Source organism: Microcystis wesenbergii FACHB-1317, assembly GCF_014696875.1.
Lineage (GTDB): Bacteria > Cyanobacteriota > Cyanobacteriia > Cyanobacteriales > Microcystaceae > Microcystis > Microcystis wesenbergii_A.
This window is the reverse complement of the sequence record NZ_JACJQV010000168.1, coordinates 1-25,856: the sequence shown is the minus strand read 5'-3', so window position 1 is coordinate 25,856 and position 25,856 is coordinate 1. Positions and strand designations below refer to the sequence as shown.

Sequence of the window (25,856 nt, the reverse complement as noted above, 5' to 3'; positions counted from 1 at the left end):
GTTGTCGTAATTCCCTTGGTTAACTGATAGATAAGATTAAATTGGCTGATAAACAATAATCTAAAATAATATCATCTAATTGTATTTTTGACAATAGCATCAATTTAATTACCTCTTATTAAAAACGCTTTAAATATAAATAATTAATGTATTTTTTATCAAATAATCAATAGTGATTATACTAAACCTAAGCTAATTTGAATCGCTCGATCTATCTGCTGCCTTTCTTCTGTGGAGATGCCACCAATCTTTCTAATTAATCTTTGTTTATCAATAGAACGGATTTGATTTAAAAGCACTACCGAGTCATTCTTTAGTCCTCCTGCTGAAGCTTTAATTAATACTTCTGTCGGATACAATGGGTCTTGAAATTTGCTTGTTATGCCCGCAACAATAACAATGGGACTATACCGATTTGCTAAATCATTTTGTATGATTAAAGCAGGGCGTGTTTTTTGAATTTCTGAGCCGACAGTTGGATCAAAATTAACTAAATATATATCTCCTCTGTGCGGATAAATCTCAGTTACTACCATAGTTCTTCCTCTAGAGAAAACCAATCTTGTGCTAAATTTAAATCTCTTTCTGCTCTAACAATAGCTCCTTCCTTTAATTGTTGCTTGAGGTAGTTTCTCTGTTGTTCCATAATATATAATTTAATCGCTTCATTAATTAAATTATTATATTCTTTTTCAGGATAATCACTACTTGCCAACCATCGATCGAGAAGTTGCATGGTATCTTCAGGGAGAGTTATCTGAAGTTGTCTGGCCATTTTGTCTTTCCTAACCATATCTAGACAATAACAATTATAAACCCCTAGAGCGATTTTAGTTGCTGTCGGGATAAATTCTCGGGGCTGCGGCGATTAATTTTTGAGTGTAGGGGTGTTGGGGATGGCTAAAAATCTGTTCAGTGTCACCCATTTCAACTATTTTACCCGCAGTCATCACCGCAATTCGATCGCAGAGGAATCTCGCTAACCAAAGATCATGAGTTATAAATAAATAAGTGAGATTAAATAACTTTTGTAACTCTAACATTAACTCTAAAACCTGTGTCTGGACACTAGCATCGAGCATACTAACCGGTTCATCACAAATAACTAATTCCGGACGAGTAATTAAAGCGCGAGCAATGGCTACCCTTTGCTGTTGTCCCCCCGATAACTCCCTAGGATAGCGTCGATAAAACTCCTCTACCGGTGTCAAACCGACTCGATCTAACATTTCTAAAACCTCTTTTTTAGCCGTTTCTAGACTAACTTTTTGATGGATCAAAAGCGGATCAGCGATACTTTCTCCCACCGTCATTAAAGGATTGAGACAAGCGAGGGGATCCTGAAAAATCATCTGCATTAAGCGCCGTTTTGGACGCATTTTTTCCGCCGACAAAGGGGTTAAATCTTCTCCTAAAAATTCCACTTTTCCCCCGGTGGGTTTAATTAACTGTAATAGGGTTCGCGATAGGGTACTTTTCCCACACCCCGACTCCCCAACTAAACCGAATATTTCCCCTCGATACAGTTCAAAATTGACTTCATCCACCGCTTTAATAAATTTCTTGTCTTTCTTTAAAAAGCTATCTAAAAAGTTACCTTCTAGGGTATAATACTGTTTTAAATTATCCACCTTTAACACCGTCTCCTGACCTTGAATTGCCGTTGATTTTTCCTCCCGTAACTGTAGGTGTAAAGCGGCGGACAAAAGAGAACGAGTGTAGGGGTGTTGAGGTGCTTTAAAAACTGTTTTTACCAATCCCGATTCGACAATTTTGCCCCCCTGCATCACCGCTAATCGATCGCAATATTCTCCCACCATCGCTAAATCATGGGAAATTAACAATAATCCCATCTGTTCCTCGCTACATAAACGCTTTAATTCCCGCAGAATTTCCGCCGAAACCGTCACATCTAAACTGGTGGTTGGTTCATCGGCAATAATTAACTTAGGGGTTAATAATAAAGCTAAAGCAATAGCCACTCTTTGCCGCATTCCCCCGCTAAATTCGTGAGGATATTGGGACCAACGATTAGCGGGAATTTTTACTTTTTCTAGGACAGTACAAGCTTTACGTTTAGCGCCACTATAGGTTAAATTCCCTCGATGAGCTTGCAAAGTTTCCACACAATGATCGCCAATAGTCATCAGCGGATCTAGTCGCGTCATCGGATCTTGAAACACTAATCCCACCTCTTCCCCGCGAAACTTTTCTAACTCTTTGCTAGATAAAGATAAAAGCGATCGCCCTTCAAAGGTAATCTCACCTTCCACGTGAGTGCGATTGGGTAATAACCTTAAAATAGCCTTACCGATGGTCGATTTTCCACAACCAGATTCACCCACTAATCCCAGAGTTTCCCCTTGGCCTATACTAAAAGATACCCCATCGATCGCCCAAGAGGGAGAACTTAATTCGGTCGGGTAGGCAATTTTTAGGTCTTTAATTTCCAACATGACGCGATCGGTAACGATAAAAGTTAGGACTTAGGGTCAAGTATGCCACACAAACGGCGATCGAGCATTTAATTACTAATCGACAACTGCCCCTAACAAAACCCGACAATACCCCTTTAAAGTCGCCACTCGCTCGCTAATTATCTGTAAACGTTTCTCCCGTCCTTGCCGCGCCGAGGCCAAAAATAACCAGTCCGTCTCCAGCAATCGCCACGATCGATATAGTTCCGTCTGGACCGTGCGCCAACGATTAGCCACCTCTGGGCTGAAATTGTCATCATTTAGTGACAATATCTCCCCTTCTAGACAGGTTTGTAAAGCTTGAAAAGATTGTAACCCCGTGGAAGCATCCCCATCCAGAAGGGCAAGACTGAAATCCTCCAGTTTTCTTAACAAAGATTTGTAGGCTTGATGGTAATTTGTCGGTAGCATCCAATACAAAGCGCGTTAGAATTTGTTACATAAGATTAACGATTTGCCGTCACGGTTGCAAGTCCTCCTCCCGACCAGAGACAAAAACTTAAAAGAATCCCGCCCTTTTCGCCGATCGACCCGATTCCAGTGTTAGAGAGTTAAGTAATCTGGCATCGCTTCGGCCTAATAATTTGCTAGTTATCCCTCTCCACCACCCCTATTATCCCCCCGATCTAACCATGAACGCCATCACTGCCATCCAACCAGAAACCCTCACCGTCCTTCCCCGGGCCACGGAACCGAAAAAAGCGTTAGTTTTACCCGATTGGCTGCAAGAATGTCTGATTACCTACGAAAACGACCCCCAGAATCCCGATATCGATTTAATCTGTCGGGCCTTTAATTTCGCCCACAAACTCCACGAGGGCCAGTATCGCAAATCCGGGGAACCCTATATCGCCCATCCCATAGCTGTGGCGGGATTACTGCGGGATCTGGGAGGTGATGGGGCAATGATCGCGGCGGGATTCCTTCACGATGTGGTGGAAGATACGGAAGTCACCCCCGAGGAAATCGAGGCTAGATTCGGTGTTGAGGTGCGTAATTTGGTGGAAGCGGTGACAAAACTCTCCAAATTCAACTTTTCTAGCAAAACTGAACGGCAAGCGGAGAATTTTCGCCGAATGTTCCTGGCGATGGCTCAAGATATCCGCGTCATCGTGGTAAAATTAGCCGATCGCCTGCACAATATGCAAACCCTCGAACACCTCACCCCGCAACAGCAGCAACGCATCGCCCTAGAAACTAGAGAAATCTTTGCTCCTCTGGCTAACCGTTTAGGGATTGGCAGATTTAAATGGGAATTAGAGGATTTATGCTTTAAATACCTCGAACCCGATGCTTATCGCACCGTGCAGTTATTGGTATCGGAAAAACGTATCGATCGAGAGGCCCGCATCGAAACCGTCACTAACACATTGCGGGAAAAATTGCAAGAAATTGGCATAAAAGTTCTTGATTTACAGGGTCGCCCCAAACATCTCTATGGCATCTATCATAAAATGCACAATCAGGGCAAAGAATTCGAGCAGATTTATGATATTGCCGCCGTCCGCATTATCGTCGAAACCAAAGAGGAATGTTATCGTTGTTTAGCCATAGTTCACGACCAATTTACCCCGATTCCCAACCGTTTTAAAGACTATATCGGTTTACCAAAAGCTAACCGTTATCAATCCCTCCATACCACCGTTGTTGGTTTAAATGCCCGTCCCCTAGAAGTGCAGATTCGCACCCTAGAAATGCACCATGTTGCTGAATACGGGATTGCGGCCCATTGGAAGTATAAAGAAACCGGTTCTAGTCACACAACTTTAACCGCGGCGGATGAAAAATTCGCTTGGCTGCGTAATCTGCTCGACTGGCAAAAAGACCTTAAAGATGGCCAAGAATACATGGATGGCCTCAAAAATAATTTCTTTGAAGAAGATATCTATGTTTTCACCCCCAAAGGTGATGTGGTGGCCCTCGCCCAAGGTGCGACACCGGTAGATTTTGCCTATCATATTCATAGCGAAGTAGGTAATCAGATGAAAGGGGCAAGAATTAATGGTAAATGGTCAGTTCTTGATGCTCCCTTGCAAAATGGTGATCTGGTGGAAATTCTCACCAGCAAGCATAGTCACCCTAGTTTAGATTGGTTAAATTTTGTCGTTACTCCTAGCGCCAGAAATCGCATCCGGCAATGGTACAAAAAATCGCGCCGAGAAGAAAATATTAGCCGAGGTCGTGATTTATTAGAGAAAGAATTAGGTAAAACTGGCTTCGATGCTCTGCTGAAATCAGAACGAATGCAATCGGTGGCTAAACAGTGCAATTATGTGGCAGTGGATGATTTATTGGCGGCCTTGGGTTACGGCGAAGTTACCCTAAAAAATGTGGTTAATCGTCTGCAAGAAACAGTTAAAAATCAACAGGAAATTTTAACGGTCAAAAATCCGTCCGATGTCCTAACTGATTCCCAATTAATTCTACCACCTTCTCCCGTTCAAAGGGCTTTACCCGTTAGTAAATCACCGATCGCCGGTGTGGAGGGATTAGTCTATCGTTTAGCCGGTTGTTGTTGTCCTTTACCAGGGGAAAATATTACCGGTATAGTCGCCCATGCAGGGGAAGGTATTGTTATTCACCGTCAGGGCTGCTCGAATGTGGAAAAAGCCGAAGCTGAACGCTTAATTCCTGTTAGTTGGAATCCTATAGATGACCAGGGACGTTATCCAACTTATCCCGTAAATATTCAGATTGAAGTGATTGATCGCGTCGGGGTTTTAAAAGATATTCTCTCTCGTTTAAGTGACCAAAATATTAACGTTCGCAATGCTGGAGTTAAGACTAATTTCGGTAAACCCGCTTTAATTTCTCTGAAAATTGAAGTAAAAGACCTGCAACAATTTGAACGCTGTGTTACTCAAATTAAGCTGATGAGTGATATTTTAAACGTTCGTCGCATCAGTCAGGTAAAAAGCGATCGAGAGTAAGTTAAACCTAAAATTTCTGCTAATATCCCCCAAACCCTGGAGTGTCTTAGCTGTTGAACTACGATGCTGACACTGACTAAAACCACGCTGCCAATATCTGCACTTTTTGTCACCGAACAACGTAGGATCGATAATTAATCTGAGCGCAAAAATCCTTATGTTATTATCCCTACTCTCAGTCATCAGTTTTCTGATTAGTTTTCTGGTGGTTGCTTTGATTAAACAACGTTTTAGTCAACAATTGTTAGATATTCCCAATGAGCGTAGCAGCCATACTCAACCCACACCTAGGGGGGGTGGACTCGGTTTTGTCGTCGCTTTTGCTCTGACCGGCTGCCTCAGTTATTTTCTCCTTTCTCCTTCCCTACCTCTCATTCCCCTGTGGTTATCCCTGACTCCTTTGATTATTATCGGCCTTCTCGATGATCGTCGCGGTATTCCCTCTAGTATTCGCTATTTAGTGCAGTTATCCTCCGCTAGTGTTGCGGTTACTTTTTTCGGTGCTTTTCCCCAATCGTGGCTATTAGATTTGGGTTTTGGCGGCAAAATTTTAGCTATTATTCTCACAATTATCGGACTGACCGCGATCATTAACTTTTATAATTTTATGGATGGTCTTGATGGCTTGGTGGCTGGCTGTACGGCGGTACAATTAGGATTTCTCGCTCTCTATTTTCAGCAACCAATTTTATGGCTTTTAGTGGCAGCTTTAGGTGGTTTTCTCCTCTGGAATTGGTCGCCAGCGAAAATTTTTATGGGTGATGTGGGTAGCACCAGTTTAGGGGCAATTGTCGCTATGGTTTTACTTAATAACCAGGGCAATCAAAGTCAGGCTTGGTCAGCTTTAACTATCACTTTACCTCTGATTGGTGATGCTATTTATACCCTTATTTGTCGATTATTAAAAAGGGAAAATATCTTCCAATCTCACCGCAGTCACCTTTATCAAAGATTACAAAAATCAGGCTTGTCTCATCCACAAGTAGCAATTATTTATATGGGGGTAACTCTCCTGATTGCTATTAGTATTAACTCCTTAGGAATCCTAGGATCATGGCTGAGTTTACCTCTGATTATAGGATTAATTTTTCTCGGAGAAATTTATGTTAACAGGAAAGTTAGCGAGCATAATTTATCAGTGACAAGAAAAGAATAAATTTTTTATGGCTATGGACTGAGGGGTTATTCAAACCTAGAGAATGTTAGACTAAATCCTCTTGAAAGATTATAGGAAACGGGGGGTAAGGAGCAGCAGGAATTACTCAAATAGTTATTAGCGAAAGTCGTTGCTTTCAGTCAAAAACTGATGGTTTTAATCTCTGGCAAAAACAGAGCTATTTACCTATTATCCCTACTAACCAAGAGAAAAGAAAAAATTAATATTTATCGGCCAGGGTTAGCTGATAGAATCAAGGAGATGACTATCATTCCAAGGTCAATGAGCGCAAGAACATTATTCGATAAAGTCTGGGACGCACACACGGTTAAGATTCTTCCCAGTGGACAGACACAATTATTTATCGGACTGCATCTAGTCCATGAAGTCACCAGTCCCCAAGCTTTTTCGATGCTAAGAGAAAGGGGTTTAAAAGTATTATTTCCAGGACGGACTATTGCCACCGTCGATCACATCGTCCCCACCGAAAATCAGGCGCGTCCTTTCCTTGACGATTTGGCCGAGGAAATGATCCGGGCGATCGAAACTAATGTTCAAACCAATCATATTCCTTTCTATGGCATCGGTTCCGGCAATCAGGGCATAGTTCATGTGATCGCTCCTGAACAGGGTCTAACCCAACCGGGGATGACGATCGCCTGTGGTGATTCCCACACCTCCACCCACGGCGCTTTTGGGGCGATCGCTTTTGGCATCGGCACTTCCCAAGTGCGCGATGTTCTTGCTACCCAAACCCTATCCCTATCGAAATTAAAAGTGCGTCGAGTAGAGGTAAACGGCGATTTAAACCCCGGTGTCTATGCTAAAGATGTAATTCTCCATATTATCCGTCAATTAGGCGTTAAAGGCGGTGTTGGTTATGCCTATGAGTACGCTGGTAGTACAATCGAACGGATGTCCATGGAAGAAAGAATGACGATTTGTAACATGGCGATCGAAGGTGGGGCCCGATGTGGTTATATCAACCCTGATCAAATCACCTACGATTACCTCAAAGGTCGTGATTTTGCGCCCAAAGACTGGGAAAGTGCGGTTAATTGGTGGGAAAGCATTAAAAGCGATGCCGATGCGGTTTATGACGATGTGGTGGTCTTTGATGCCGGTGAAATCGAACCCACAGTTACTTGGGGGATTACTCCGGGCCAAGGAATCGGGGTTAACGAAATCATTCCCACTCCCGAAAGTTTACCAGAAAGTGAAAGAGCGATCGCAGAGGAAGCCTATCAATACATGAAACTCACCCCCGGCACCCCGATTAAAGGCACAAAAATCGATGTCTGCTTCGTCGGTAGCTGTACTAACGGACGGATCAGTGATCTGCGCGAAGCGGCCAAATTTGCCCAAGGTCATCGTGTTGCCCCCCATGTGAAAGCTTTTATCGTCCCCGGTTCCGAAAGAGTCAAAAAACAAGCGGAAGCAGAAGGATTAGACCAAATTTTCCTAGCATCGGGCTTTGAATGGCGCGAGGCGGGCTGTTCCATGTGTTTAGCCATGAATCCCGATAAATTGCAGGGAGATCAGATCAGCGCCTCCTCCTCCAATCGTAATTTTAAAGGTCGTCAAGGTTCCGCTTCCGGTCGTACTTTGTTGATGAGTCCGGCGATGGTGGTAGCGGCAGCAATTAAAGGGGAAGTCACCGATCCCAGGGAGTTGTTAAATTAAATAGGGTTTGCGGCAAAAAGTTTGTTAGTGGGGTCAGGAGTCAGGAGTCTCCGAGTCAGGAGGCAGGAGATAGGGTGATAGGGTTTTGGGGTGATAGGGTGATGAGACAGCTTCCCCACTTCCCCACTTCCCACTTCTCACTCCCTTCTCCCCTTCTCCCTTCTCTACAATAATTACTCGCAACCAGAAATACCTTGGGTTATTAAGTAGCTAAGCAAAATTAATTACACATCTAAGCCACTACTCCGTGAGACTTCTGCTGATGTGAGCAAACAGAGAACTGAAAACTCACATCCGATCCCTAATAGCTGTCTCCCGTCTCCTGTCTCCCGTCTCCTGTCTCCTGTCTCGACTAGGAAATTAATTTTGCACGACTAATTATCATACTTTGTGCTTTTTGTCAAAAAAACTTTTTTTTTGCAATAAAACTACATAAAAAAAAGATCATCGTTGTGGGTGAAATTGACTGATTTACCCGTTTTAATTAGGATCACCTTCTAGGTGTGGCAAGGGTTTCAACCATTGCTGCCCAAAAAAGCACAGAATAACCCATTATGAAATTCTATCAAATCGCTGTTACCAGCATAACGTCGTTGTTAAATAAAAATATTTCTCAATTAATTCTTAAGAATTTATAAATATTGCGGAATGTTAATTTAAATATTCTCAAGTTTTTGCAGTAAATCAATAATTTTTACTTATCTTTGTCCAACATTGGGTTAGAAGTCAGTTATCAGTTATCAGTTATCAGTTATCAGTTATCAGTTATCAGTTATCAGTTATCAGTTATCAGTTATCAGTTATCAGTTATCAGTTATCAGTTATCAGTTATCAGTTATCAGTTCACTGAGAAAACTCCCCACTTCCCCACACCCCAACACCCTACACCCCACACCCTACTTCCCACTCTCTTTTAATTTGACTGCCATAATTGCCAAGCTTTAACGAGATTTCCCCCCATCAAGGCAGCCACTGCATTTAAAGTCTTAATTTCCTCACTATCGGGATTTAATTGTCTAGCTTGATCTAAGACTTTTTGGGCTGCTTGCGGTTGCCAATCGTAGAGATAAATAAAACCTTGATAAGCATAATGATAGGGATTATGGGGGTCAATTTTAATCATTTCCTCCGTGGCTTTTATTGCCCCTGCCACATCCTGTTGTAGTACCTTAGAAATTGCTAATCCGTAGGCTAAAGATAACTTATCGGGGGGATTTTGTTGCTGTAAACGATAGGAAAAAGCTTTGTCTGCTTGCAGCACATAATCCTGAATCGAATCGTATTGATTGATACGATTAGTTAACTCAAAAATTGGCTCAATACCCGTTAATCCTTGACCAATATTAGCAGACTTTAAGCGCAATTGGGTGACTAAATCTAATTGGGGCGTTGCTAACTTGGGAACTTGAGGATCGATAGTAATTTGAGCATTAGTTTTAATCGGATAGGTTTCGCCAGTTTCCCGATTGAGATAGACAGCAGATAAGCGATAAACTCCGGGGGTTGCTGCCGACTGCATGGCGGTTTTTTCAGTAACTTCAAAACCATTTTGTTGCTCTTCTGGAGTTAATTTTTCTGCCATTAATCCCCCCATAGCAATACCATGATCGTGCATCCAATAATCCTTACCGTCCACTTCTTGCCAAGTTAAAATCACTACCCCTGACTTTAATTGTTGCCAGTCTCCTGCCCATTTGTAAACCACAGGAATTGGTTGATTAGGAGAGGCTTTTTCGGCAATGGCAATCTCTCTTAATTCCACCTGTTTTGGCGCATTTTCAAGGGTTTTAACCGTGACGGAGGGGTCTATTTTACGGTGTAGGGAAAGGGTACTATCATCCGGTAGCTGCCAAGTTTTTTCCACTTGGAAATCTGAACCAGTGGCGACTCGATTAACAATTTTTTTCTGGACATCGGGGACGGAACCCTGTTCACCAGTTTTAGTTAAAAACCAATCTAAAGAATTGACATCCTTTTCGATATCTTCTTCCCGAACTCCCACCTGTCTGCCGGCAACCTGGGAATTATGTTTACCACCGTAGAAAGAGAGAGTATGTTGATTTAATTCGGGGGTGGAAGGTAAAACCCCTAGAGTGCTGCGAAGATAGGGAGAATCGGCTAGAATCTCTTTAACTACTTCTTCCTGTTGCCAGCCGGTTTTTAAATAGGGATGGTGTTGTAATTCGGGACTGAAAACGTTAGTAATTAGCTCTCCCCCCAAGGGGAATAAATTTAAGCTGGTGAGGATAGCGGCAATAGTTATCGTTCCCCAACGGATAGCGGGGGCAAAACGACCGCACCAAGATAATAAACCGACGGATAAAATTAAGGATAAAGTCGGTAAAAGCGGCAAAATATAACGAGCATCTTTATTGATGTTGAGGGATGATAATAGGTATCCCCCCAGCAGAAAAACTCCTAACCAAATCCACACAGGACGATTAACCTTATCTTCGGTTTTTCTATGACGTAATGAGATTAATAATCCCACCACGGGAACTAATAACAATACCCAAGAAAGAAAATAGGGTAAAACTTGGGCGTAAAATGTCCAGGCATCTGGACTGGTAAGAGGCGGATCTCCCTCCAAAATCGCCGAATCTACCGTGGCACGTTTGCCCGCAGTTAACATTAATAACCAATTCGTCCGATACCAGGGAAACATTAACAATGCTGCCGTCAAAAAACTGAGCATTAATTGCGCTAGATTGCCCCAACGTTTTCGCCGGAGATTTTCGCCCAATACCCACAAAATCGGTAAAAAGAGGAAAAATAGGGCGGTTTGTTTGACTAACATCCCTAAACCGAAAGAAATACCGAAAGCGATCGCTTTTAGCCAGCCTTGACCACTAAATCGCCACCATGTCAAGCAAAAGTAAGAAAACGTTACAATTGCCGCTAAGGGAAAATCTAAGAGATATTCGAGGCGATAATAGTATAAACCGGGGAGAAATTGACAGATTAAGACCGCCCATAAAGCCACAGTCCCATTAAAGAGGATAATTCCCAATCCGTACACAGAAAAGAGCAGTAGGGTGCTATAGATAGCCATTACCCACATACCCGCGTCAAGACTAATACCAAAGAGATTAAAGAAGGGAATCGTTAAAAGATAGGTTAAAGGGGGAATTTTCGGGGACATTAGCCATAAACCGCGCCACCAATCCCCATCAAACCAGCGCGGATTTTGGAAAGCTTGGGTATAGATAATGCCACCGTTGAGATAATCGGCCTGATCCCAAGCAGGAATAGTATGATCCAGACTAAACCAGAATCTATCGACTAATATCCCCAATATCCAAATAATACTGACAATAATTAATCCCTGTCTCCTATCTAGCGATCGCTTCAAAATGACTTCTCCCTAGTGCAACTCTCAATTATTCTGCCACGCTCTCAAGCGACCCTGAAAAAATCGCCAGCGAGAAACACCAGACCGATCGGGGTAAAATAAAGATTTAGTGAAAAATTGTAACAGGAACTTGACAAATGCGAGTGGTGATCGTTGGTGCGGGATTAGCGGGAATGGCAACAGCTATCGATCTGGTCGATGCGGGCTGTACAGTAGAAATATTAGAATCTCGTCCCTTTGTCGGAGGAAAAGTCGGTAGTTGGGTAGATGCGGACGGTAATCACATCGAGATGGGCTTGCACGTCTTTTTTGGTTGTTACTATAATCTTTTTGAGTTAATGAAAAAAGTGGGCGCTTTTCAATCCCTACTACTCAAAGAACACACCCACACTTTTATCAACGAAGGGGGAAAAATCGGCGAATTAGACTTCCGTTTCGTCGCAGGTGCGCCTTTTAACGGTTTAAAAGCCTTTTTTACCTCCTCCCAACTCTCGGCAGCCGATAAAATCTTTAATTCTCTGGCCTTAGGTACCAGTCCCATCGTCCGCGGTCTGATAGACTTTCAAGGAGCGATGAAAACGATTCGGGATCTGGACTCGATTAGTTTTGCCGATTGGTTTCGTAGCCATGGCGGTAATGACGGCAGTTTAAAAAAAATGTGGAATCCGATCGCCTATGCCTTAGGATTTATCGATACGGAAAATATCTCGGCCCGTTGTATGCTGACGATTTTCCAATTTTTTGCCGCTAAAACCGAAGCTTCCGTCCTGCGGATGTTGGAAGGTTCCCCCCACGAATACCTACATAAACCGATTATTAACTATCTGGAAGCCCGGGGTGCCAAAATCTCCACCCGTCGTCAGGTGCGGGAAATTCTCTATTCTGGAGAGGGCGAAAATCTGCAAGTTAATGGCCTGATCGTCGCTAACGGAGAAACCACAGAAACTATCACCGCAGATGCCTATGTTTGCGCTGGTGATGTCCCCGGTATTCAGCGTCTTATTCCCCAAGATTGGCGAAAAATGCCGATTTTTGACAATATTTTCCGACTAGAAGCCGTCCCCGTCGCCACGGTACAATTGCGTTTTGACGGTTGGGTGACGGAATTAAATGATGCCGAAAAACGGCGACAACTGCAAAAAGCGGTGGGAATTGATAATCTTTTGTACACCCACCAAGCGGATTTTTCCTGTTTTGCAGATCTTGCTCTCACCAGTCCTAGGGATTATTATCGCCCCGGAGAAGGTTCTTTATTACAGTTGGTTTTAACGCCCGGGGATCCTTTTATTAAAGCTAAAAATGAAGATATCGCCCAGCACGTTTTAGCGCAAGTCCATCAGTTATTTCCCTCCTCACGGGAGTTAAAGATGACTTGGTTTAGCGTGGTGAAATTGGCCCAGAGTCTCTATCGGGAAGCACCGGGGATGGATGTCTATCGTCCCTCGCAAGCGACTCCTATCCCTAACTTTTTCCTTGCCGGTAGTTATACCCAACAGGATTACATTGATAGCATGGAAGGGGCCACTTTATCGGGTAAACAGGCAGCCAAAGCCATCTTACAACAGGCCGAGCGCTGGAAATCTTTAGCCACGGTTTGAGCAAACAGCCGGCAATCTCCTCTCTTGAGAAGGGATTGCCTTTTACCTCATCTCAACCAGTAATTTAAATACGCAGGCAGCTGATTCTCTCTTGGGTTTGGTGGGTAAAATGTATTTTAAGATACAGTCCTGCTGGCGAGGGAGTGGAAGGAACCACAAAGACACAAAGAACACAAAGATCGATCGCTCCTATATAAGTTAAACTGGTCGCAACGCGCTCGCTACGCGAGATCACACAAAGAAGAAGAGAGCCGATTTTACCTATCCACAACTAGAATACTAGAACTACTGAATAGAACGCCATATCTTTAATTGTCAAGGCTGCTCCAATATGAAAGATCGAGCCAATTCCCTGTATGAATCCGACTTCTACGGGTGGACAGAGCTACAAGCGAAAGCTCTAGCCAACCGACAGGTAGAAGCTCTGGACTGGCAAAACTTACGGGAGGAAATCATTTCCTTGGGTAAACAAGAATATCGAGAACTGGTGAGCCGTCTAACCGTTTTGGTAGGACATCTTCTCAAATGGGAATATCAGCCGGATAAACGTTCTCGCAGCTGGTTTTTGACGATTAGAGAACAGAGACGAGGGATCAGACGGCATCTAGAGGGTAATCCTAGTTTAAAATCCCGGATACCGACGGCTTTATCCGATGCTTTCGAGGCCGGAGTCGATTTGGCTTTGCGGGACACGGATTTACCGATACGGACTTTTCCCTCTCACTGTCCCTTCACCTTCGAGGACATCATGACCGACCATTTCCTCTGCGATACCAGTCAAGATTGGTCGTAAATTTAACGGTTATACCACCTCGACGGGTATCTGTATCTCAACAAGTAATTTAAATACGCAGGCAGCTGATTCTTTTTTCACTCTCTCCCTTCAATAATTTTAATTTCTTCCTCGCTTAATCCATAGAGTTTATAAACAATTAGATCGATTAATTCATCGGTGGCGCTTAATTGTTGTTTTAGTGGCAAAAGTTTATCTAGACTGGTTTGATATTCTTTTTCTAGGGTTTCCTGTATTTGACGATCGAGTAAGTTAACGGTAATTTTCTTTTTGTTCTTTTTCAGTATCTCCCACAGCTGATCCAAGCTAAGATGAGGTTCGCTTTTTTGGTAGTCACCGAGATAGTTTTGGATTTTTGATTTGTTGGTTAAATTATCGATCGCACTGCCGATTATTCTCTCTAAATATCTTAAAAAGCTTTTGATTTCTTTTTGTTTTTCCCGATTTATCTCGATCATCTGTTCTGCTAAGTATGCCAGAATATCATGGACTATATCGGTTTCCTCTCTCCTAATATGTTCCTCGATTTCTTTTAATATTTCTTGCTTTTCTTGATAACTTTTGATAAGTTTCTCTAAACAATGTTGACGGTGATCGATATTGGTGTTAAAAGATATTTTTCGGATGGGGATATTCTCCATGTATTGACCAAAAAATCTTAATCTACCTTGCTTCTCTGTATCCCCCAATACAGCACTGTTTTGAGACATATAAAAGAAAATTAAGCTGGAATTTAAAAGAGCTAGTAAATAATAACTTTGGCTAGGAATTAAATAGGTAGTATTGATTGAGTAAAAGCCATTATTATCTAAAGTAAAGCGCGATTCTTTAGCAATATCTGGATAAATAATTTTAGGTTTTTCAAAAATATCATAATAAGTGCAAGATCTTAATTCCCACCAAAACTGTCCTTGATCACATCGTTTTCTAGCTTTTTCTGCAAAACCCTCAAGATGTTTAGTAAGAGAAGGGTATATTGAAGAAAGATAATTCCAAGCCAATTTTTCCTGATCTGTATCTATTTTTTGTTTTGTCCATCCCCAGGGAATCAATAATAAATATAAGTCCCGATTCTTGATTTCATATTTCCTTAAATCATCTCCTACTATTAAAGACTTGATAAATTGTTGATTGTTTGGGTCGGTTTTTACTAAATATTCTTTGATATTTTTGTCAATCACAAATGCTTCGTTACATCCTGTTTTAATTCCCAGATAAATCTGATTGTTTACATATTCACTCAGAAAAACAGCTTTTTTTGGTAATTTTTCGACAATTGTAGCAATCTGATTTTTAGCTAAAGACCAACCTTCCACAGACAAGCTATTTTCACATACATAATATGACAGATCATTAATCACATCAATTAAACTATTGAATTTGAGAGACTTAATCTTTGATACTAAAACATTTTGTTGACCTACAATATTATTTTCAATCAGTAGAATAGATGGAAAAGTTGCCGCTTCCGAAAAAACAGGCAATTCTCCAAAATCGATAATTTCTTTTATAGTTGTTTGCTGGGTTAGAAATTGTCTTAATTTCGTTCCATAATTAGCACGCATAAATTTATTTGATATAATCAAACCCAAGTGACCTCCTTGCTGTAAGGATAGTAACCCCATTTCGACAAAATAAACGTATAAATCGGCAACTCCATGAAAAGATTGATAATTTTCTTTTAGAAAGGGTTTAATATCTTTTAATCCTTCTTGTCGAACATAAGGAGGATTACCGATTACTGCATCAAAACCGGGGTTATCCTTCCAAGAAGCGGAATCAAGATCGATAAAAACTTCAGGAAATTCCAGATCCCAATGAAAAAAGCGCTTACTTTTATATAAACTAGCTGCTTGGTCTAAAATTCCTTGATCTGATCGGGGTAACTTATCCCAATTAATTGCCGATATATTGCCACCGTAGCGCTGCAGAAACTCGATAGCAGTTTTAACCCCAAAAAAGCGAGAGAGGAAAACATCTAATAAACGCTTGTAGGGTTTAGCTTGACTATCAAAATCACGGAATAACTGTTCACTTGCTTCCACTTCAGCAAAAGTCGCATCGCTGAGGGTACTAATTCCCCGCATAATTTCCGCGGCCCGAAGTAACCCAACAAAAGGGCCCGTTAAAAGAGTTAATTGACCACCTTCTTCCTCGATCATAGCGGCTTCTGCATCCTTGGCGGTAGTTCCGATCAGAGAATTACCACAACGTAAATGATGATCCAAAAAACTCAAAGGTGCGCCCACTGTGAAAGAATGTAACCAGAGACTAACCTTGGCCAATTCTACGGCCATCGGATTGATATCCACCCCATAAATACAGCGCTTCATCACCACTCTCTGTAATAATTGCGTGGGTTCAAGGGTGGGAGAATCGAGAATAATTCCCTGTTGTCGGAGATTGTCGATAATGTTTTGTCGGGTGGTTTCCAACATGGTTAAAACGGGATTATCTTCGGGATAAAGATTGAGAATCTGGATTAACTCATCGGTGAGATAGTCCACTGCTTCTACTAAAAAATGTCCGCTTCCCATGGCGGGGTCACAGAGTTTAAGATCAAGTAAGGTAGTGATCGCTTTTTTTTCTAAGCGTTGTAGCTCTTTTTCTAATCCCTGCTGACTGAGATTTCCTAAACGTCTATCGCTGCTTTCTTGTCTTCGGGTGGCGATTTCCGTCATCACATCCCCGAACTGTCGCGCTCTTTGCTCTAAAATTGGTTTGAGGGTATGACTGACAATATATTTAACAATATAATCGGGAGCGTAATAGGAACCGGTGGCTTTTCTTTCTCCCCGATCATTTTCCAGATGCACCGATTCCCCCTCAATCACGATGCGATATTCCAGTAATCCCTCGTAAATTGATCCTAACTGTCGCACACCTAAAAAACTATAGTCGATCGGCTGTCCCTCAAAACGTGCTAACTTGTCTAAGATGGGCGCTAAAACCGCATCGGATAACTTATATTGACCGAGAAAACAATTCACCCGGCCTTCTTCCATATCAAATAAACCCCCGTTGTAACGAGGTACGGCTAAATTAGCATCCCCTCGATCGACAATGCGAAATAAACTGAGGAGAGCATCGTATATTCCCGTCGAGGTGCCACTAAAGACCTGCTGACGATCGATTTTAACGGCAATTTCTCGCGTCTTTTGCAATAAGCTGTAATCGCGATAGTCTCCCCTCACCGGCAGCAAGTCCCGCGCTTCTGCGTAGAGCAGAAATAATAATTTATACAGCAGGGATAAACTCGCCTCATACAATAAATCTGGCTGTATGTCTGTATTTAATGATACAAAACCTTGAGAAATATCGGGAAAAATGCGATCGAAGACTAACTCTTTTAACTCGTTACCCACTCTAGTGGCATAGGTGGTACTTCCCTCCCGGACCCGTTCAAGGAAATTCTGACCGTGAATATCCTTAATAAAAGCCTCTTGACGGAAAAATAACCAGAAATACCGAAATTTTTGCCGGTCTCCCCCTTCTAATAGTTCCATCAAGTCCACTGGATAAAATTCCGTGGCTGTGGAGGACGCTTGACGATAATATAAGCGCCATTCTCGACCATTGGTGAGAATACCCCAATCTACTCCCGTCCCCGTCAGATAATTGGTGATCTGAAAGGAAGGATTACTATTTTTCCAGATATCTCGCTGATCATTCTTAGAAACGTCACTAAGAGAACGTTGCCAGTATTTGGCCTCAGCGATCGCTAAAACTTGACTATAAAAGGCTCTTTCATTATTCTGGAGAGCATAGGCTTGATAACGGTCATTTTCTGTGGCAAATAGGGCATAATCTGGCCTTTCTGACCTTCCTTTTCCCCTACTGCTTACCTGCGGTATATAACTAAAACCGAGAATTTCTAGAATCGGTTGTATTAATTCTGCTTCCGTTTGCGCTTCGTTAAGAGTCGGCAAAATCGCCTTTTTTTGTTGATAAAGACTCTCTAATCGGGAAAATGCCACGGATACATCCTCTTGCCATTCCAGAGAATCCGGCAGCCGATGCTCAAGATAGTGTTGAGAAAAAAGTGGTTTATTGCCCGTTTGTCCTGACATGACCGATTATCCTAACATTGAGGGTATCTAGCCTAAAAATGAAGGGTTCGCAGGCAGGCACGGATTCCCATTATATAAAAAGTATATGTCAAGTCTCCGATTTTGTCAAGGGTTTTGGCCAAAAAAAATCGCCTCTGGGAGGCGGGGGTGAAAGGTATCACCCCAGAGAAATAATTAAACGCCAAAAGACTTACCACAGCCACAGGTTTGACTGGCGTTGGGATTAGTGAATTGGAAACCACCGCCGATCATCGCGTTGCTGTAATCTAACATGAGACCGTAGAGATAGAGCAGACTTTTTTTATCAGAGACAATTTTGAAGCCATCGTAATCGAAAACCTCATCTTGGGGGCCAATATTGCTAGGATGCTCAAAATCCATCATATAGGACATTCCCGAACAACCACCCTGACGCACACCCACGCGCAGACATAAATCCTTGCCCTGTTGCTTTTTGAGCATGGTAAGGTGTTTGAGGGCAGCCTCACTGAGTAAAATTCCTTTTCCTTGAATCTGAGTAGCTTGTGTCATCGTTAGCAGGAACTCCTAAACGTAGATAAAACTTTGCCTTCTCCTATCCATCTTAACGATAGTTGAGGACTGATGACTGGATTACTGTTTACTTTTCCCGGCCTCGCAGGAGTTGCAGGGCAAAAAGAAGCAAAAAAATGGGATTATTAATTAAATAGCGTTGCCAGAGACGACCAGGTTCTTGAAACAAACGATAGAGCCATTCTAAGCCGATTTTCATCACCCAACCGGGTGCTTGAGACACTTCACCACTGTGGAAACGAAAAGCGGCGCCGACTCCCAACATAACAGCCTTTAATTTTCCCTGTTGTCGGGCCATCCACTGTTCTTGTTTGGGACATCCCAACCCGACAAAAACCAATTTAGCCCCGGATTGCTGGATTCTGTCCCTATCTTGCGCTTCTTCATCGTCGCTGAGGGGACGAAAAGGGGGGGAATAGCTACCAGCGATAATTAAATCAGGAAAACGCTGTTTAAGATTGGCTTGCAGATCAATTAGGGTCTTTTCTGTGGCACCGTAGAGATAGATGGGGATTTGGCAGCGGGCAGCTCGCTCGCAACAGGCTAACATAAGATCCGGACCATAGACGCGACTTTGTTGTTTAATCCCCAGTAAGCGCAATCCCCAGACGAGAGGCATTCCATCCGGTGTCACCAGATTAGCGCCATTAATCAGACGACGATAGGCTTTGTGCCAATAACCCATCATCACCACATGGACGTTAGCGGCGACAATATAGCAGGAGAGATTATTTTCCACCCAGGACTGAATGCGATCGCAAGCATCTTGATAACTGGTGGCATCCAAACGAGTGCCAATAATCGATCGATGTGCTAAAAACATATTGTCTCCTGCTGCCGGACTAACTGCTTTGAGGATGCCCAAAAAGCAGCCAGAAAATATCAAGAAAGTTCTTGCATAATTAATTTTTGAGAGGGCAAAAATCAGAAAAATAGGCATAAAATTGCCTAAAATCTGTGAATAGACCATTTAATTGATTAATGCTCATTCTTAATTCTCCTGACTACTGACTACTGACTACTGACTCCTCACCTAACCGAAGATTTTTGATTTTTGCAAGAGGTCTAAGGGAAATTCACTTTTCTAAGCGGAGATTAGCGCCACTGCTATCGGTGCGATAAACCCAAGTTTTTTGGTTATCAGTCAGAACAATTCGCCATCCTGCCACCAGCGCTTGAGTACATAATTCTCCCGGTTTAGCTAATCCTAAACAACCGTCGGGCCAGGTTTGTCGTTGTGCTGCTTGAATTTGCAAGCGATTAACGGATATCTTGGTTTTCTGACTCAAATCTTGACGGACAGCCTCGATGACCGAATTAGGTGGCCCAGGAGATGCTAAACTAGGTTGTACCAAGAGGAGAGAAAGCAGACTCCCTAGTATTAAAATAGCAGTTGCTCCCTGAACGATTCTCGTTGTACCGATTTGTCCTTGCCAGTTCTGGCTAAAATTCTTTCTAGATATCATGTTTAGTCCTGTCTCTTTTCTGGGATTGATAGTCTGATCAAATCTTGCTGTTTATTATCAGTGTAACCGAAACTATGTTCCCTGTCTGGTTTTCGAGTCCATCGGTGTTTTCTCAAGAAAATTCCATCGTCCAAGTTCCTTCTCCTGAACCGGCGGTTGAAATCTCTCCCTCCAATTCTGCTTGGCTTTATAGCACAATTGCCTTAACTATTGCTTTGATCGGTTTAATTATTTACGGCAAATTCAAAATAGAACAGATCAAGAAACAAGTTAGGATTGAACAATTTAAAAGTAAAGAGTTGAAAAAAAAGTTGAAGTTAGCACTTCATACCATCAAAAAAATGGAAACCGACCCCGATCTTGTCCATTCTAGGGCATTTAATCTCGATTATTTGCGGATGAGGATGGATGAGGCGGTTTTTCGTTCCGTCATTTTTAACCAGATTAAGATGAAAATAACTAACTTAATCGGCGAAGCTTTACGACCAAATACAGCAAAAAATGCCCTAGGAATTGTCGGTGCAGGAAGACAGATTAATGAAACTTTTGATGTCACCTACGAAGTGGAAGCACAGGAAGGAAAATCGAATAAAGGGGTTTTATTTCGGATTCAGATTAAACTGACAAAACTTCCCACCCAAACCAGTTCCGCTACCGTTAACGAGATTACTAATTGTATAGAAACCTTTCTTTCTGCGGACTCAGATAAAGCTAATTGGCAACCAACTATTCATGGACAAATAGTTTTAATGAGTTGGGATGAAAAAGCGAAACCGACTCCTTTATTGGTATTGGAACAATCAGAAGAAGGAGTCAATATCACTTTTCGTTCCCATCCCCTGAAAACCGGCATCCCTTTAAGTGGCGATGGCGATTAGAATAGATGAGGATGAACTATCTTAGATGGATGGACTTATGTTATCTTTTTTCCTCCGTTGGTTGATTACCGCCGTCTCTTTATTGATTACAGCGCAAATAGTACCAGGTATAGAAATTAAAGATTTTACCGTGGCTTTAATTGCCGCTGTCGCTTTGGGTTTAATTAATGCTATTATTAGACCCGTGTTGATTCTTTTTACCCTGCCTTTAACTATTTTGACCCTAGGGTTATTTATTTTTGTGGTCAATGCCATTTCCTTTTCTTTAGCCTCCTATTTTATCCCTGGTTTTCAGGTAGAATCATTCTTTGCTGCTTTATTCGGTTCGATCGTGGTTTCGATCATTTCAGGAGTTTTAAATGGTTTTTTTGTTGACTAAAGTGGGCAAAATTCGCTTGTTTAAAACAGCTTGGCTTACTCTGATTGATTAATTTCTGATCTAGAGACGTTGATTATAGCAACGTCTCTCTATTTTTTGGAGATGAGGAAATCTCTACTGATTTGCTCTGGCTTTTGTCGTTAAGTAGCTGGTTATAATTAAATTGAAGATAGATCCCCCCTTAATCCCCCCTTAATACTAGGGTTGATTCATCCTAGGGTTGATTCATGAATCAACCCTACCCTTAATCCATCTTTAACAAGGGGACATCTCAACGTTTTTAACACCTACCTACTTAAAAATCAGGAAAATTTAATCCCAAGATTTCCATCTCAAGCAGCCAGAGCAAGTTCAATTACTGTTAAAATAACTGGAATTGTTGAGCTAAGTTTAAATAATCTCAAGTCAGTTTTTCTTGATTCTCCTACACCCTACACCCTGATCACTAAAAATCGATGAACCAATTAAACTTAGAAGTTGCGGGAAAAAAAGAACGTTTAGATGCTTGGATGGGGTCACAATTGCCCGATTTCTCGAGATCGAGGCTGCAAAAACTGATAGAACAGGGATATATACAGTTAAATGGTCAAATTTGCACCAATAAAAATACTAAAGTTGCTCAAGGCGATCGCTTAAAGATTACCATTCCCGACAGTCAACCCCTGCAATTAACCGCCGAGGCGATCGAGCTTGATATTCTTTACGAAGACGACTATCTGATTATTATCAATAAACCTGCCGATTTAGTGGTTCATCCGGCTCCCGGCCACGAATCGGGAACCTTGGTCAACGCTTTACTGCATCACTGCCCAAATTTAGCCGGAATTGGTGGAATTCAACGCCCCGGTATAGTCCACCGCTTAGATAAGGATACCACGGGTGCGATCGTTATTGCCAAAACCGACCAGGCCCATCAACACCTACAGGCACAATTAAAAACCAAAACTGCCCGCCGGGAATACATAGCCCTTGTCCATGGTGTCCCCAAAAGCGAAACAGGTACAATTGATCTGCCGATCGGTCGTCACCGTAGCGATCGCCAAAAGATGGCTATTATTGCCGTGGAAAAAGGAGGTAGAAATGCTGTCACTCACTGGCAAATCAAGGAAAGACTAGGCAACTACACCTTAATGGAATTTCGCCTAGAAACGGGCAGAACTCATCAAATTCGCGTTCATAGCAGCCACATCGGTCATCCGATTCTTGGGGATACCCTCTATAGTTCCGGTCGTTCCATCGGAATTAATCTACCCGGGCAATTACTCCACGCCTATCGTTTAATCTTAATACATCCGGTCACGGGAGAGAGCCTAGAAGCGATCGCTCCCTTACCCGCTATTTTCCCGAAAGTTTTAGCTATTTTACGGCAGAGAAACCCCTAGCGCACAAATTGCGGCATAATCTCCGCTGCTGTCCATAATCCGTAGATACCGCGACGATGCAGGGAAACCCCCGCTTTCAGATAACCGAAAGCCGGCCCGCAGACATTAGCCGCCATACTGGTTTCATCACCTAAAGTGAAGGTATGGGTGGAAATTTTGCCTTCAAAAGTCCGCCCCGTGACTTTAACATTGGTACTTAAGGGCTTTTTCGGGTTGCGCGTATCCACCACACCCCCGACGGAAACCCGATCGCGTCCACAGATTCCAGCCAATTCCAGCATAATATCGTCTGCGTGTTCCATATTTTCGAGGCTGAGAATGCCATTGGTTTTATTTAACAGCATTTCCACTTCCGCATCACTCATCCGGTGCGCCGTTTCTGGGTCGTAACCAGGTAAATGGGCGATATCTTCGCGAATAGTGGCACGATAAGCCTCCCAGTTGGCGATTCCCACGCCAAAGGTAATTTTAACGCTATGAATCTCTGCATAACTCTGGGCAGCTAGGGCAGCGGCCGCAGTTAACAGTCCGGGGGTGGCACCGCAGCCGGTCATGTAGGTGATGCCGGCGGCTTCTAGGTCTGTTTGTAGTGCTAAGATTTGTGCCATGGCGCTGGTACGTTTGAGCGCATCGACTAAAACCCCGCGCCAACCCAAGCGAATGAAAGTTTTAGCGATATCGGCCATGAAATTGTTGGGTAAATTCGGCAAGGCGAGAAAATAGCCCTCTACATCGGCAGTTTTGATTAATTCCTCGATACTGTTCTCGCTGAGACTGCCGTAATTTTCCAGATAACCGATCGAACCCCGGTCATGATAAATTTTGTTACAAGTATTGACATCTAGACCGTCTTTGTGGTAAGCAAAACCAGCTTTATCGGCGGCGGCAGTCCAGAGCATTTCCTGTTTGGGGGCGAGAATTCTGGCGGCGGCCTGTCCCAAACCACCAAAACCTAAAACACCGATCCGAAGGCGATCGCTGGCTGTTTGTTTATTCATATTTGTTCTGATTCCTATAGACAAAATTCTATGATCTCGGCGGTCGTGGTTCGCCGTTGCATCTCCTTTATTTTCAATTTATCGCTTCAGGTCGTCTTTTTTGTGTAGTTTTGTTAAATTGTGCCTCCTGGGTCAAGGTTCGCCCTTGACGATGAAGAAAAGTTACGGGAAACTTACAAAAAATGAAAGTGGTTGGCCGAGATAATATAAAGTTTTGCTAAAATTTTAACCAGATTGCTACGATTAGCAAACTATCGTAAATTAAAACGATAGGGAGCTTTGCAAACCCCAGATCACGCCGAGAAGACCTATGAGCATGGAAAGCCTAGAGTTTATCATCTATCCCGATGGTCGCGTTATGGAAAAGGTGACAGGCATAGTCGGTTCATCTTGTCAAGAGGTGACGGCGGCGATCGAGGCACAACTCGGGCAGCTGATGTCTCAAGAGAAAACCTCGGATTATTACCATCAAACCGTCAGCCAGTCAGAGAAAGTCAGCAACGCAGCCACTTTTAGCGACTGGTAATTTTTCATTTTTCCCAATCCCTTTATTTAAGCCACTGAAAAGCCATGTCACACTTTAGCAATATCAAAACCAAAATCCGCGATCTATCCTACCTAAAAGCCGCCCTGAGCGATATGGGGATGGAATGGAAAGAGGGTTCCCACCCCGTCAAAGGTTATCAAGGTCAAACTTTAAGCGCAGAGGTGGTAATTGAACAAGATAACAATTACGATATCGGTTTTCGCTGGAATGGTAACGAGTACGAGTTAGTTGCCGATTTACAATACTGGCAACAACCTCTAACCGTAGAAGGATTTTTAAGAAAAGTAAATCAAGGTTATGCCTACCACACCATTCTGGCAGAAACTGCTAAACAGGGTTTTCAGGTGGCAGCACAGGAAAAAAATACTGATGGTTCTATTCGTCTAGTGGTACAACGTTGGAGTGCCTAATGGCTGATTTTTCTCCCGAACGCTCTGGTTTTGAACCAGAGTTAGGGGGATTCCTAAGAGATTCCCCCGATCGCACTGGTTTTGAACCGGAATTGGGCGGTTTACTGCGCCAGAAAGCGGTTTACGTCGATGAGGTCACTTGTATCGGTTGTAAACACTGCGCCCACGTTGCCCCCAATACCTTTTTTATTGAAGGCGAATACGGTCGCTCTCGCGTCTATAATCAGGACGGTGACGAAGAAGAAATTATTCAAGAAGCGATCGAGACTTGTCCAGTTAACTGTATTCACTGGGTTAATTATAATCAGTTGTCATCCCTTGAGGAAGAACGCAAACATCAAGTGATTAAACAGTTAGGTTTTCCTCAGATTCACAAGAAATTTAGCCCCGCAGATTTAGATTTCTAGGGTGGATAGGTCTAGTCTCATCCATCCATTATTTCCTAGAAGTCATGGCAGCGGTTCTCGATCGAATCTGCTACAGTTCTCAGGGGAAATAATCCTATCTCGGATTTTAACGACATTGACATCCTCGCCGCCGTAAAACGGACGGCGATTCCCAAACCTCACGATTTGGGTTTCTGCTTCTTTCCCGAAGGATTTTTCGCACCTGCCTTAACAGATTTACTCTGTTCTGGTCTTATGGTCGCTCTACAGACTGACACCGCAAGCCCTGCGGCCAAAATATTTTTACTGGCGTTAATATCTCGGTCGTGGTGAGTCCCACAGTCTGGACAGTCCCATTCTCGAACATTTAACGGCATTTTCAAGGGCAATATACCCGCAATTACTACACCTTTTAGAGCTAGGAAACCATCTATCTATTTCGATGTAATTTCTCCCATACCAACGGCATTTATAGGCTAATTGTCACCCCCCCAACCCTAGGGTTGATTCATTTAAATTAAGTACAGCTGATTTTGAGTCAATAAATTTGAATGAAAATTCTCAAGTTTATCTTTTTCTAATCAAAAGAGTTAGTGACAATAACTAATCTTTAATCCTCTGCCAATCTTGATTATGAATAAATTGATAAAGCTTGTTCCCAAGCCACTAAAAGCCTATCTCTCTTCAAATTTTCTGAGAGTACATCCTGTTAATTTAGCTAATTTTTCTGCTTCTTACGTCGATAAAACTATCAGTTTTTCCCAACGTTCAGCTAACCACCTCTGTCCCTCTGTTATTG

The 25,856-nt window shown here is 42.7% G+C and carries 22 protein-coding genes and 1 pseudogene; 12 read left to right on the top strand and 11 right to left on the bottom strand.

All coding sequences use genetic code 11. The features are described 5' to 3' along the window. Positions 1-176: 176 nt before the first annotated feature. The 4 genes from H6F92_RS15775 to patD all read right to left on the bottom strand — a co-directional run bounded on the left by H6F92_RS15775 (position 177) and on the right by patD (position 2,888). The gene (locus H6F92_RS15775; RefSeq protein WP_079209299.1) at positions 177-536 is read right to left on the bottom strand and encodes a type II toxin-antitoxin system PemK/MazF family toxin; all 360 of its coding nucleotides are present in this window, start codon (positions 534-536) and stop codon (positions 177-179) included. Then, on the bottom strand, positions 530-775 hold the full coding sequence (locus tag H6F92_RS15770; protein ID WP_079209300.1) for a hypothetical protein: 246 nt from the start codon (positions 773-775) through the stop codon (positions 530-532). The genes H6F92_RS15775 and H6F92_RS15770 overlap by 7 nt, the downstream gene beginning before the upstream one ends. Positions 776-830: 55 nt before the next feature. After that, complete coding sequence (locus H6F92_RS15765; protein ID WP_190358650.1) at positions 831-2,456, bottom strand: dipeptide ABC transporter ATP-binding protein; 1,626 nt, start codon at positions 2,454-2,456, stop codon at positions 831-833. Positions 2,457-2,531: 75 nt separating this feature from the next. After that, positions 2,532-2,888, bottom strand: a complete 357-nt coding sequence (gene patD, locus H6F92_RS15760; RefSeq protein WP_104395311.1) for a heterocyst frequency control protein PatD — start codon at positions 2,886-2,888, stop codon at positions 2,532-2,534. A gap of 221 nt (positions 2,889-3,109) precedes the next feature. Between patD and H6F92_RS15755 the strand changes: the two genes are divergently transcribed. The 4 genes from H6F92_RS15755 to H6F92_RS15740 all read left to right on the top strand — a co-directional run bounded on the left by H6F92_RS15755 (position 3,110) and on the right by H6F92_RS15740 (position 9,163). Next, positions 3,110-5,407, top strand: coding sequence for a RelA/SpoT family protein (locus tag H6F92_RS15755; RefSeq protein ID WP_190358649.1), 2,298 nt, complete (start codon positions 3,110-3,112; stop codon positions 5,405-5,407). Between the two features lie 157 nt (positions 5,408-5,564). Further along, entirely contained in the window at positions 5,565-6,563 is a 999-nt protein-coding gene (locus tag H6F92_RS15750) for an MraY family glycosyltransferase (protein WP_190358648.1), read from the top strand. A 282-nt stretch (positions 6,564-6,845) separates the two neighbouring features. After that, on the top strand, positions 6,846-8,246 hold the full coding sequence (leuC, locus tag H6F92_RS15745) for a 3-isopropylmalate dehydratase large subunit (protein ID WP_190358647.1): 1,401 nt from the start codon (positions 6,846-6,848) through the stop codon (positions 8,244-8,246). Positions 8,247-8,950: 704 nt separating this feature from the next. After that, complete coding sequence (locus tag H6F92_RS15740; protein ID WP_242030155.1) at positions 8,951-9,163, top strand: hypothetical protein; 213 nt, start codon at positions 8,951-8,953, stop codon at positions 9,161-9,163. Here H6F92_RS15740 and H6F92_RS15735 read toward each other — a convergent pair. After that, complete coding sequence (locus H6F92_RS15735; RefSeq protein WP_190358646.1) at positions 9,160-11,598, bottom strand: glycosyltransferase family 39 protein; 2,439 nt, start codon at positions 11,596-11,598, stop codon at positions 9,160-9,162. The genes H6F92_RS15740 and H6F92_RS15735 overlap by 4 nt on opposite strands. Before the next feature lie 137 nt (positions 11,599-11,735). On the opposite strand from H6F92_RS15735, the gene zds reads away from it, so the two are divergent. Together zds and H6F92_RS15725 are read left to right on the top strand one after the other, a co-directional pair. Continuing rightward, the gene (gene zds / locus H6F92_RS15730) at positions 11,736-13,196 is read left to right on the top strand and encodes a 9,9'-di-cis-zeta-carotene desaturase (protein WP_190358645.1); all 1,461 of its coding nucleotides are present in this window, start codon (positions 11,736-11,738) and stop codon (positions 13,194-13,196) included. A gap of 331 nt (positions 13,197-13,527) precedes the next feature. Then, the gene (locus H6F92_RS15725) at positions 13,528-13,989 is read left to right on the top strand and encodes a DUF29 domain-containing protein (RefSeq protein WP_190358644.1); all 462 of its coding nucleotides are present in this window, start codon (positions 13,528-13,530) and stop codon (positions 13,987-13,989) included. Positions 13,990-14,066: 77 nt separating this feature from the next. Here H6F92_RS15725 and H6F92_RS15720 read toward each other — a convergent pair whose 3' ends face one another. The 4 genes from H6F92_RS15720 to H6F92_RS15705 all read right to left on the bottom strand — a co-directional run bounded on the left by H6F92_RS15720 (position 14,067) and on the right by H6F92_RS15705 (position 20,077). Next, a complete protein-coding gene (locus tag H6F92_RS15720; RefSeq protein WP_190358643.1) occupies positions 14,067-18,059 on the bottom strand; it encodes an Eco57I restriction-modification methylase domain-containing protein in 3,993 nt (1,330 codons plus the stop codon). 174 nt (positions 18,060-18,233) lie between these two features. Further along, positions 18,234-18,590, bottom strand: a complete 357-nt coding sequence (locus H6F92_RS15715; RefSeq protein WP_002784265.1) for an iron-sulfur cluster assembly accessory protein — start codon at positions 18,588-18,590, stop codon at positions 18,234-18,236. An 88-nt stretch (positions 18,591-18,678) separates the two neighbouring features. Continuing rightward, a complete protein-coding gene (locus tag H6F92_RS15710) occupies positions 18,679-19,581 on the bottom strand; it encodes a WecB/TagA/CpsF family glycosyltransferase (protein ID WP_242030153.1) in 903 nt (300 codons plus the stop codon). A 106-nt stretch (positions 19,582-19,687) separates the two neighbouring features. Then, entirely contained in the window at positions 19,688-20,077 is a 390-nt protein-coding gene (locus tag H6F92_RS15705; protein ID WP_190358642.1) for a hypothetical protein, read from the bottom strand. A 104-nt stretch (positions 20,078-20,181) separates the two neighbouring features. Here H6F92_RS15705 and H6F92_RS15700 point away from each other — a divergent pair, with 104 nt between their 5' ends. The 3 genes from H6F92_RS15700 (at position 20,182) to H6F92_RS15690 (ending at position 22,716) form a co-directional block, all read left to right on the top strand. Further along, positions 20,182-20,955 carry a hypothetical protein gene (locus tag H6F92_RS15700; protein WP_265795819.1) on the top strand — a complete coding sequence of 258 codons (774 nt, stop codon included), beginning with the start codon at positions 20,182-20,184 and terminating at the stop codon, positions 20,953-20,955. A gap of 37 nt (positions 20,956-20,992) precedes the next feature. Then, positions 20,993-21,334 (top strand): phage holin family protein, encoded by a 342-nt coding sequence (locus H6F92_RS15695; RefSeq protein WP_190358641.1) that lies wholly within the window; start codon positions 20,993-20,995, stop codon positions 21,332-21,334. Between the two features lie 455 nt (positions 21,335-21,789). Then, positions 21,790-22,716 (top strand): RluA family pseudouridine synthase, encoded by a 927-nt coding sequence (locus tag H6F92_RS15690; protein WP_190358640.1) that lies wholly within the window; start codon positions 21,790-21,792, stop codon positions 22,714-22,716. Here H6F92_RS15690 and bioU read toward each other — a convergent pair. Beyond that, entirely contained in the window at positions 22,713-23,714 is a 1,002-nt protein-coding gene (gene bioU, locus H6F92_RS15685; RefSeq protein WP_190358639.1) for a (S)-8-amino-7-oxononanoate synthase BioU, read from the bottom strand. The genes H6F92_RS15690 and bioU overlap by 4 nt on opposite strands. Positions 23,715-24,024: 310 nt before the next feature. Here bioU and H6F92_RS15680 point away from each other — a divergent pair, with 310 nt between their 5' ends. From H6F92_RS15680 to H6F92_RS15670, 3 genes are read left to right on the top strand one after another with little or no spacing between them, the layout of a single operon-like run. Further along, positions 24,025-24,240, top strand: coding sequence for a DUF2997 domain-containing protein (locus H6F92_RS15680; RefSeq protein WP_002752708.1), 216 nt, complete (start codon positions 24,025-24,027; stop codon positions 24,238-24,240). A gap of 44 nt (positions 24,241-24,284) precedes the next feature. Next, the gene (locus tag H6F92_RS15675; RefSeq protein WP_002731926.1) at positions 24,285-24,671 is read left to right on the top strand and encodes a DUF1257 domain-containing protein; all 387 of its coding nucleotides are present in this window, start codon (positions 24,285-24,287) and stop codon (positions 24,669-24,671) included. Beyond that, positions 24,671-25,078 (top strand): ferredoxin, encoded by a 408-nt coding sequence (locus H6F92_RS15670; RefSeq protein ID WP_190358638.1) that lies wholly within the window; start codon positions 24,671-24,673, stop codon positions 25,076-25,078. The genes H6F92_RS15675 and H6F92_RS15670 overlap by 1 nt, the downstream gene beginning before the upstream one ends. Before the next feature lie 158 nt (positions 25,079-25,236). Here H6F92_RS15670 and H6F92_RS15665 read toward each other — a convergent pair. Continuing rightward, a pseudogene (locus tag H6F92_RS15665) lies at positions 25,237-25,540 on the bottom strand (RNA-guided endonuclease InsQ/TnpB family protein); the annotation flags it as partial. Between the last annotated feature and the right edge of the window lie 316 nt (positions 25,541-25,856).

What these genes read in the sequence shown, in the direction of transcription:
- zds (WP_190358645.1), top strand. Translation starts at nt 11,736, where the DNA reads ATGCGAGTGGTGATCGTTGGTGCGGGATTAGCGGGAATGGCAACAGCT.
- leuC (WP_190358647.1), top strand. Translation starts at nt 6,846, where the DNA reads ATGAGCGCAAGAACATTATTCGATAAAGTCTGGGACGCACACACGGTT.
- H6F92_RS15710 (WP_242030153.1), bottom strand. Translation starts at nt 19,581, where the DNA reads ATGGTCTATTCACAGATTTTAGGCAATTTTATGCCTATTTTTCTGATT.
- H6F92_RS15725 (WP_190358644.1), top strand. Translation starts at nt 13,528, where the DNA reads ATGAAAGATCGAGCCAATTCCCTGTATGAATCCGACTTCTACGGGTGG.
- H6F92_RS15680 (WP_002752708.1), top strand. Translation starts at nt 24,025, where the DNA reads ATGAGCATGGAAAGCCTAGAGTTTATCATCTATCCCGATGGTCGCGTT.
- H6F92_RS15765 (WP_190358650.1), bottom strand. Translation starts at nt 2,456, where the DNA reads ATGTTGGAAATTAAAGACCTAAAAATTGCCTACCCGACCGAATTAAGT.
- H6F92_RS15770 (WP_079209300.1), bottom strand. Translation starts at nt 775, where the DNA reads ATGGCCAGACAACTTCAGATAACTCTCCCTGAAGATACCATGCAACTT.
- H6F92_RS15695 (WP_190358641.1), top strand. Translation starts at nt 20,993, where the DNA reads ATGTTATCTTTTTTCCTCCGTTGGTTGATTACCGCCGTCTCTTTATTG.
- H6F92_RS15715 (WP_002784265.1), bottom strand. Translation starts at nt 18,590, where the DNA reads ATGACACAAGCTACTCAGATTCAAGGAAAAGGAATTTTACTCAGTGAG.
- H6F92_RS15670 (WP_190358638.1), top strand. Translation starts at nt 24,671, where the DNA reads ATGGCTGATTTTTCTCCCGAACGCTCTGGTTTTGAACCAGAGTTAGGG.
- patD (WP_104395311.1), bottom strand. Translation starts at nt 2,888, where the DNA reads ATGCTACCGACAAATTACCATCAAGCCTACAAATCTTTGTTAAGAAAA.
- H6F92_RS15755 (WP_190358649.1), top strand. Translation starts at nt 3,110, where the DNA reads ATGAACGCCATCACTGCCATCCAACCAGAAACCCTCACCGTCCTTCCC.
- H6F92_RS15705 (WP_190358642.1), bottom strand. Translation starts at nt 20,077, where the DNA reads ATGATATCTAGAAAGAATTTTAGCCAGAACTGGCAAGGACAAATCGGT.
- H6F92_RS15775 (WP_079209299.1), bottom strand. Translation starts at nt 536, where the DNA reads ATGGTAGTAACTGAGATTTATCCGCACAGAGGAGATATATATTTAGTT.
- H6F92_RS15750 (WP_190358648.1), top strand. Translation starts at nt 5,565, where the DNA reads ATGTTATTATCCCTACTCTCAGTCATCAGTTTTCTGATTAGTTTTCTG.
- H6F92_RS15690 (WP_190358640.1), top strand. Translation starts at nt 21,790, where the DNA reads ATGAACCAATTAAACTTAGAAGTTGCGGGAAAAAAAGAACGTTTAGAT.
- H6F92_RS15720 (WP_190358643.1), bottom strand. Translation starts at nt 18,059, where the DNA reads ATGTCAGGACAAACGGGCAATAAACCACTTTTTTCTCAACACTATCTT.
- bioU (WP_190358639.1), bottom strand. Translation starts at nt 23,714, where the DNA reads ATGAATAAACAAACAGCCAGCGATCGCCTTCGGATCGGTGTTTTAGGT.
- H6F92_RS15675 (WP_002731926.1), top strand. Translation starts at nt 24,285, where the DNA reads ATGTCACACTTTAGCAATATCAAAACCAAAATCCGCGATCTATCCTAC.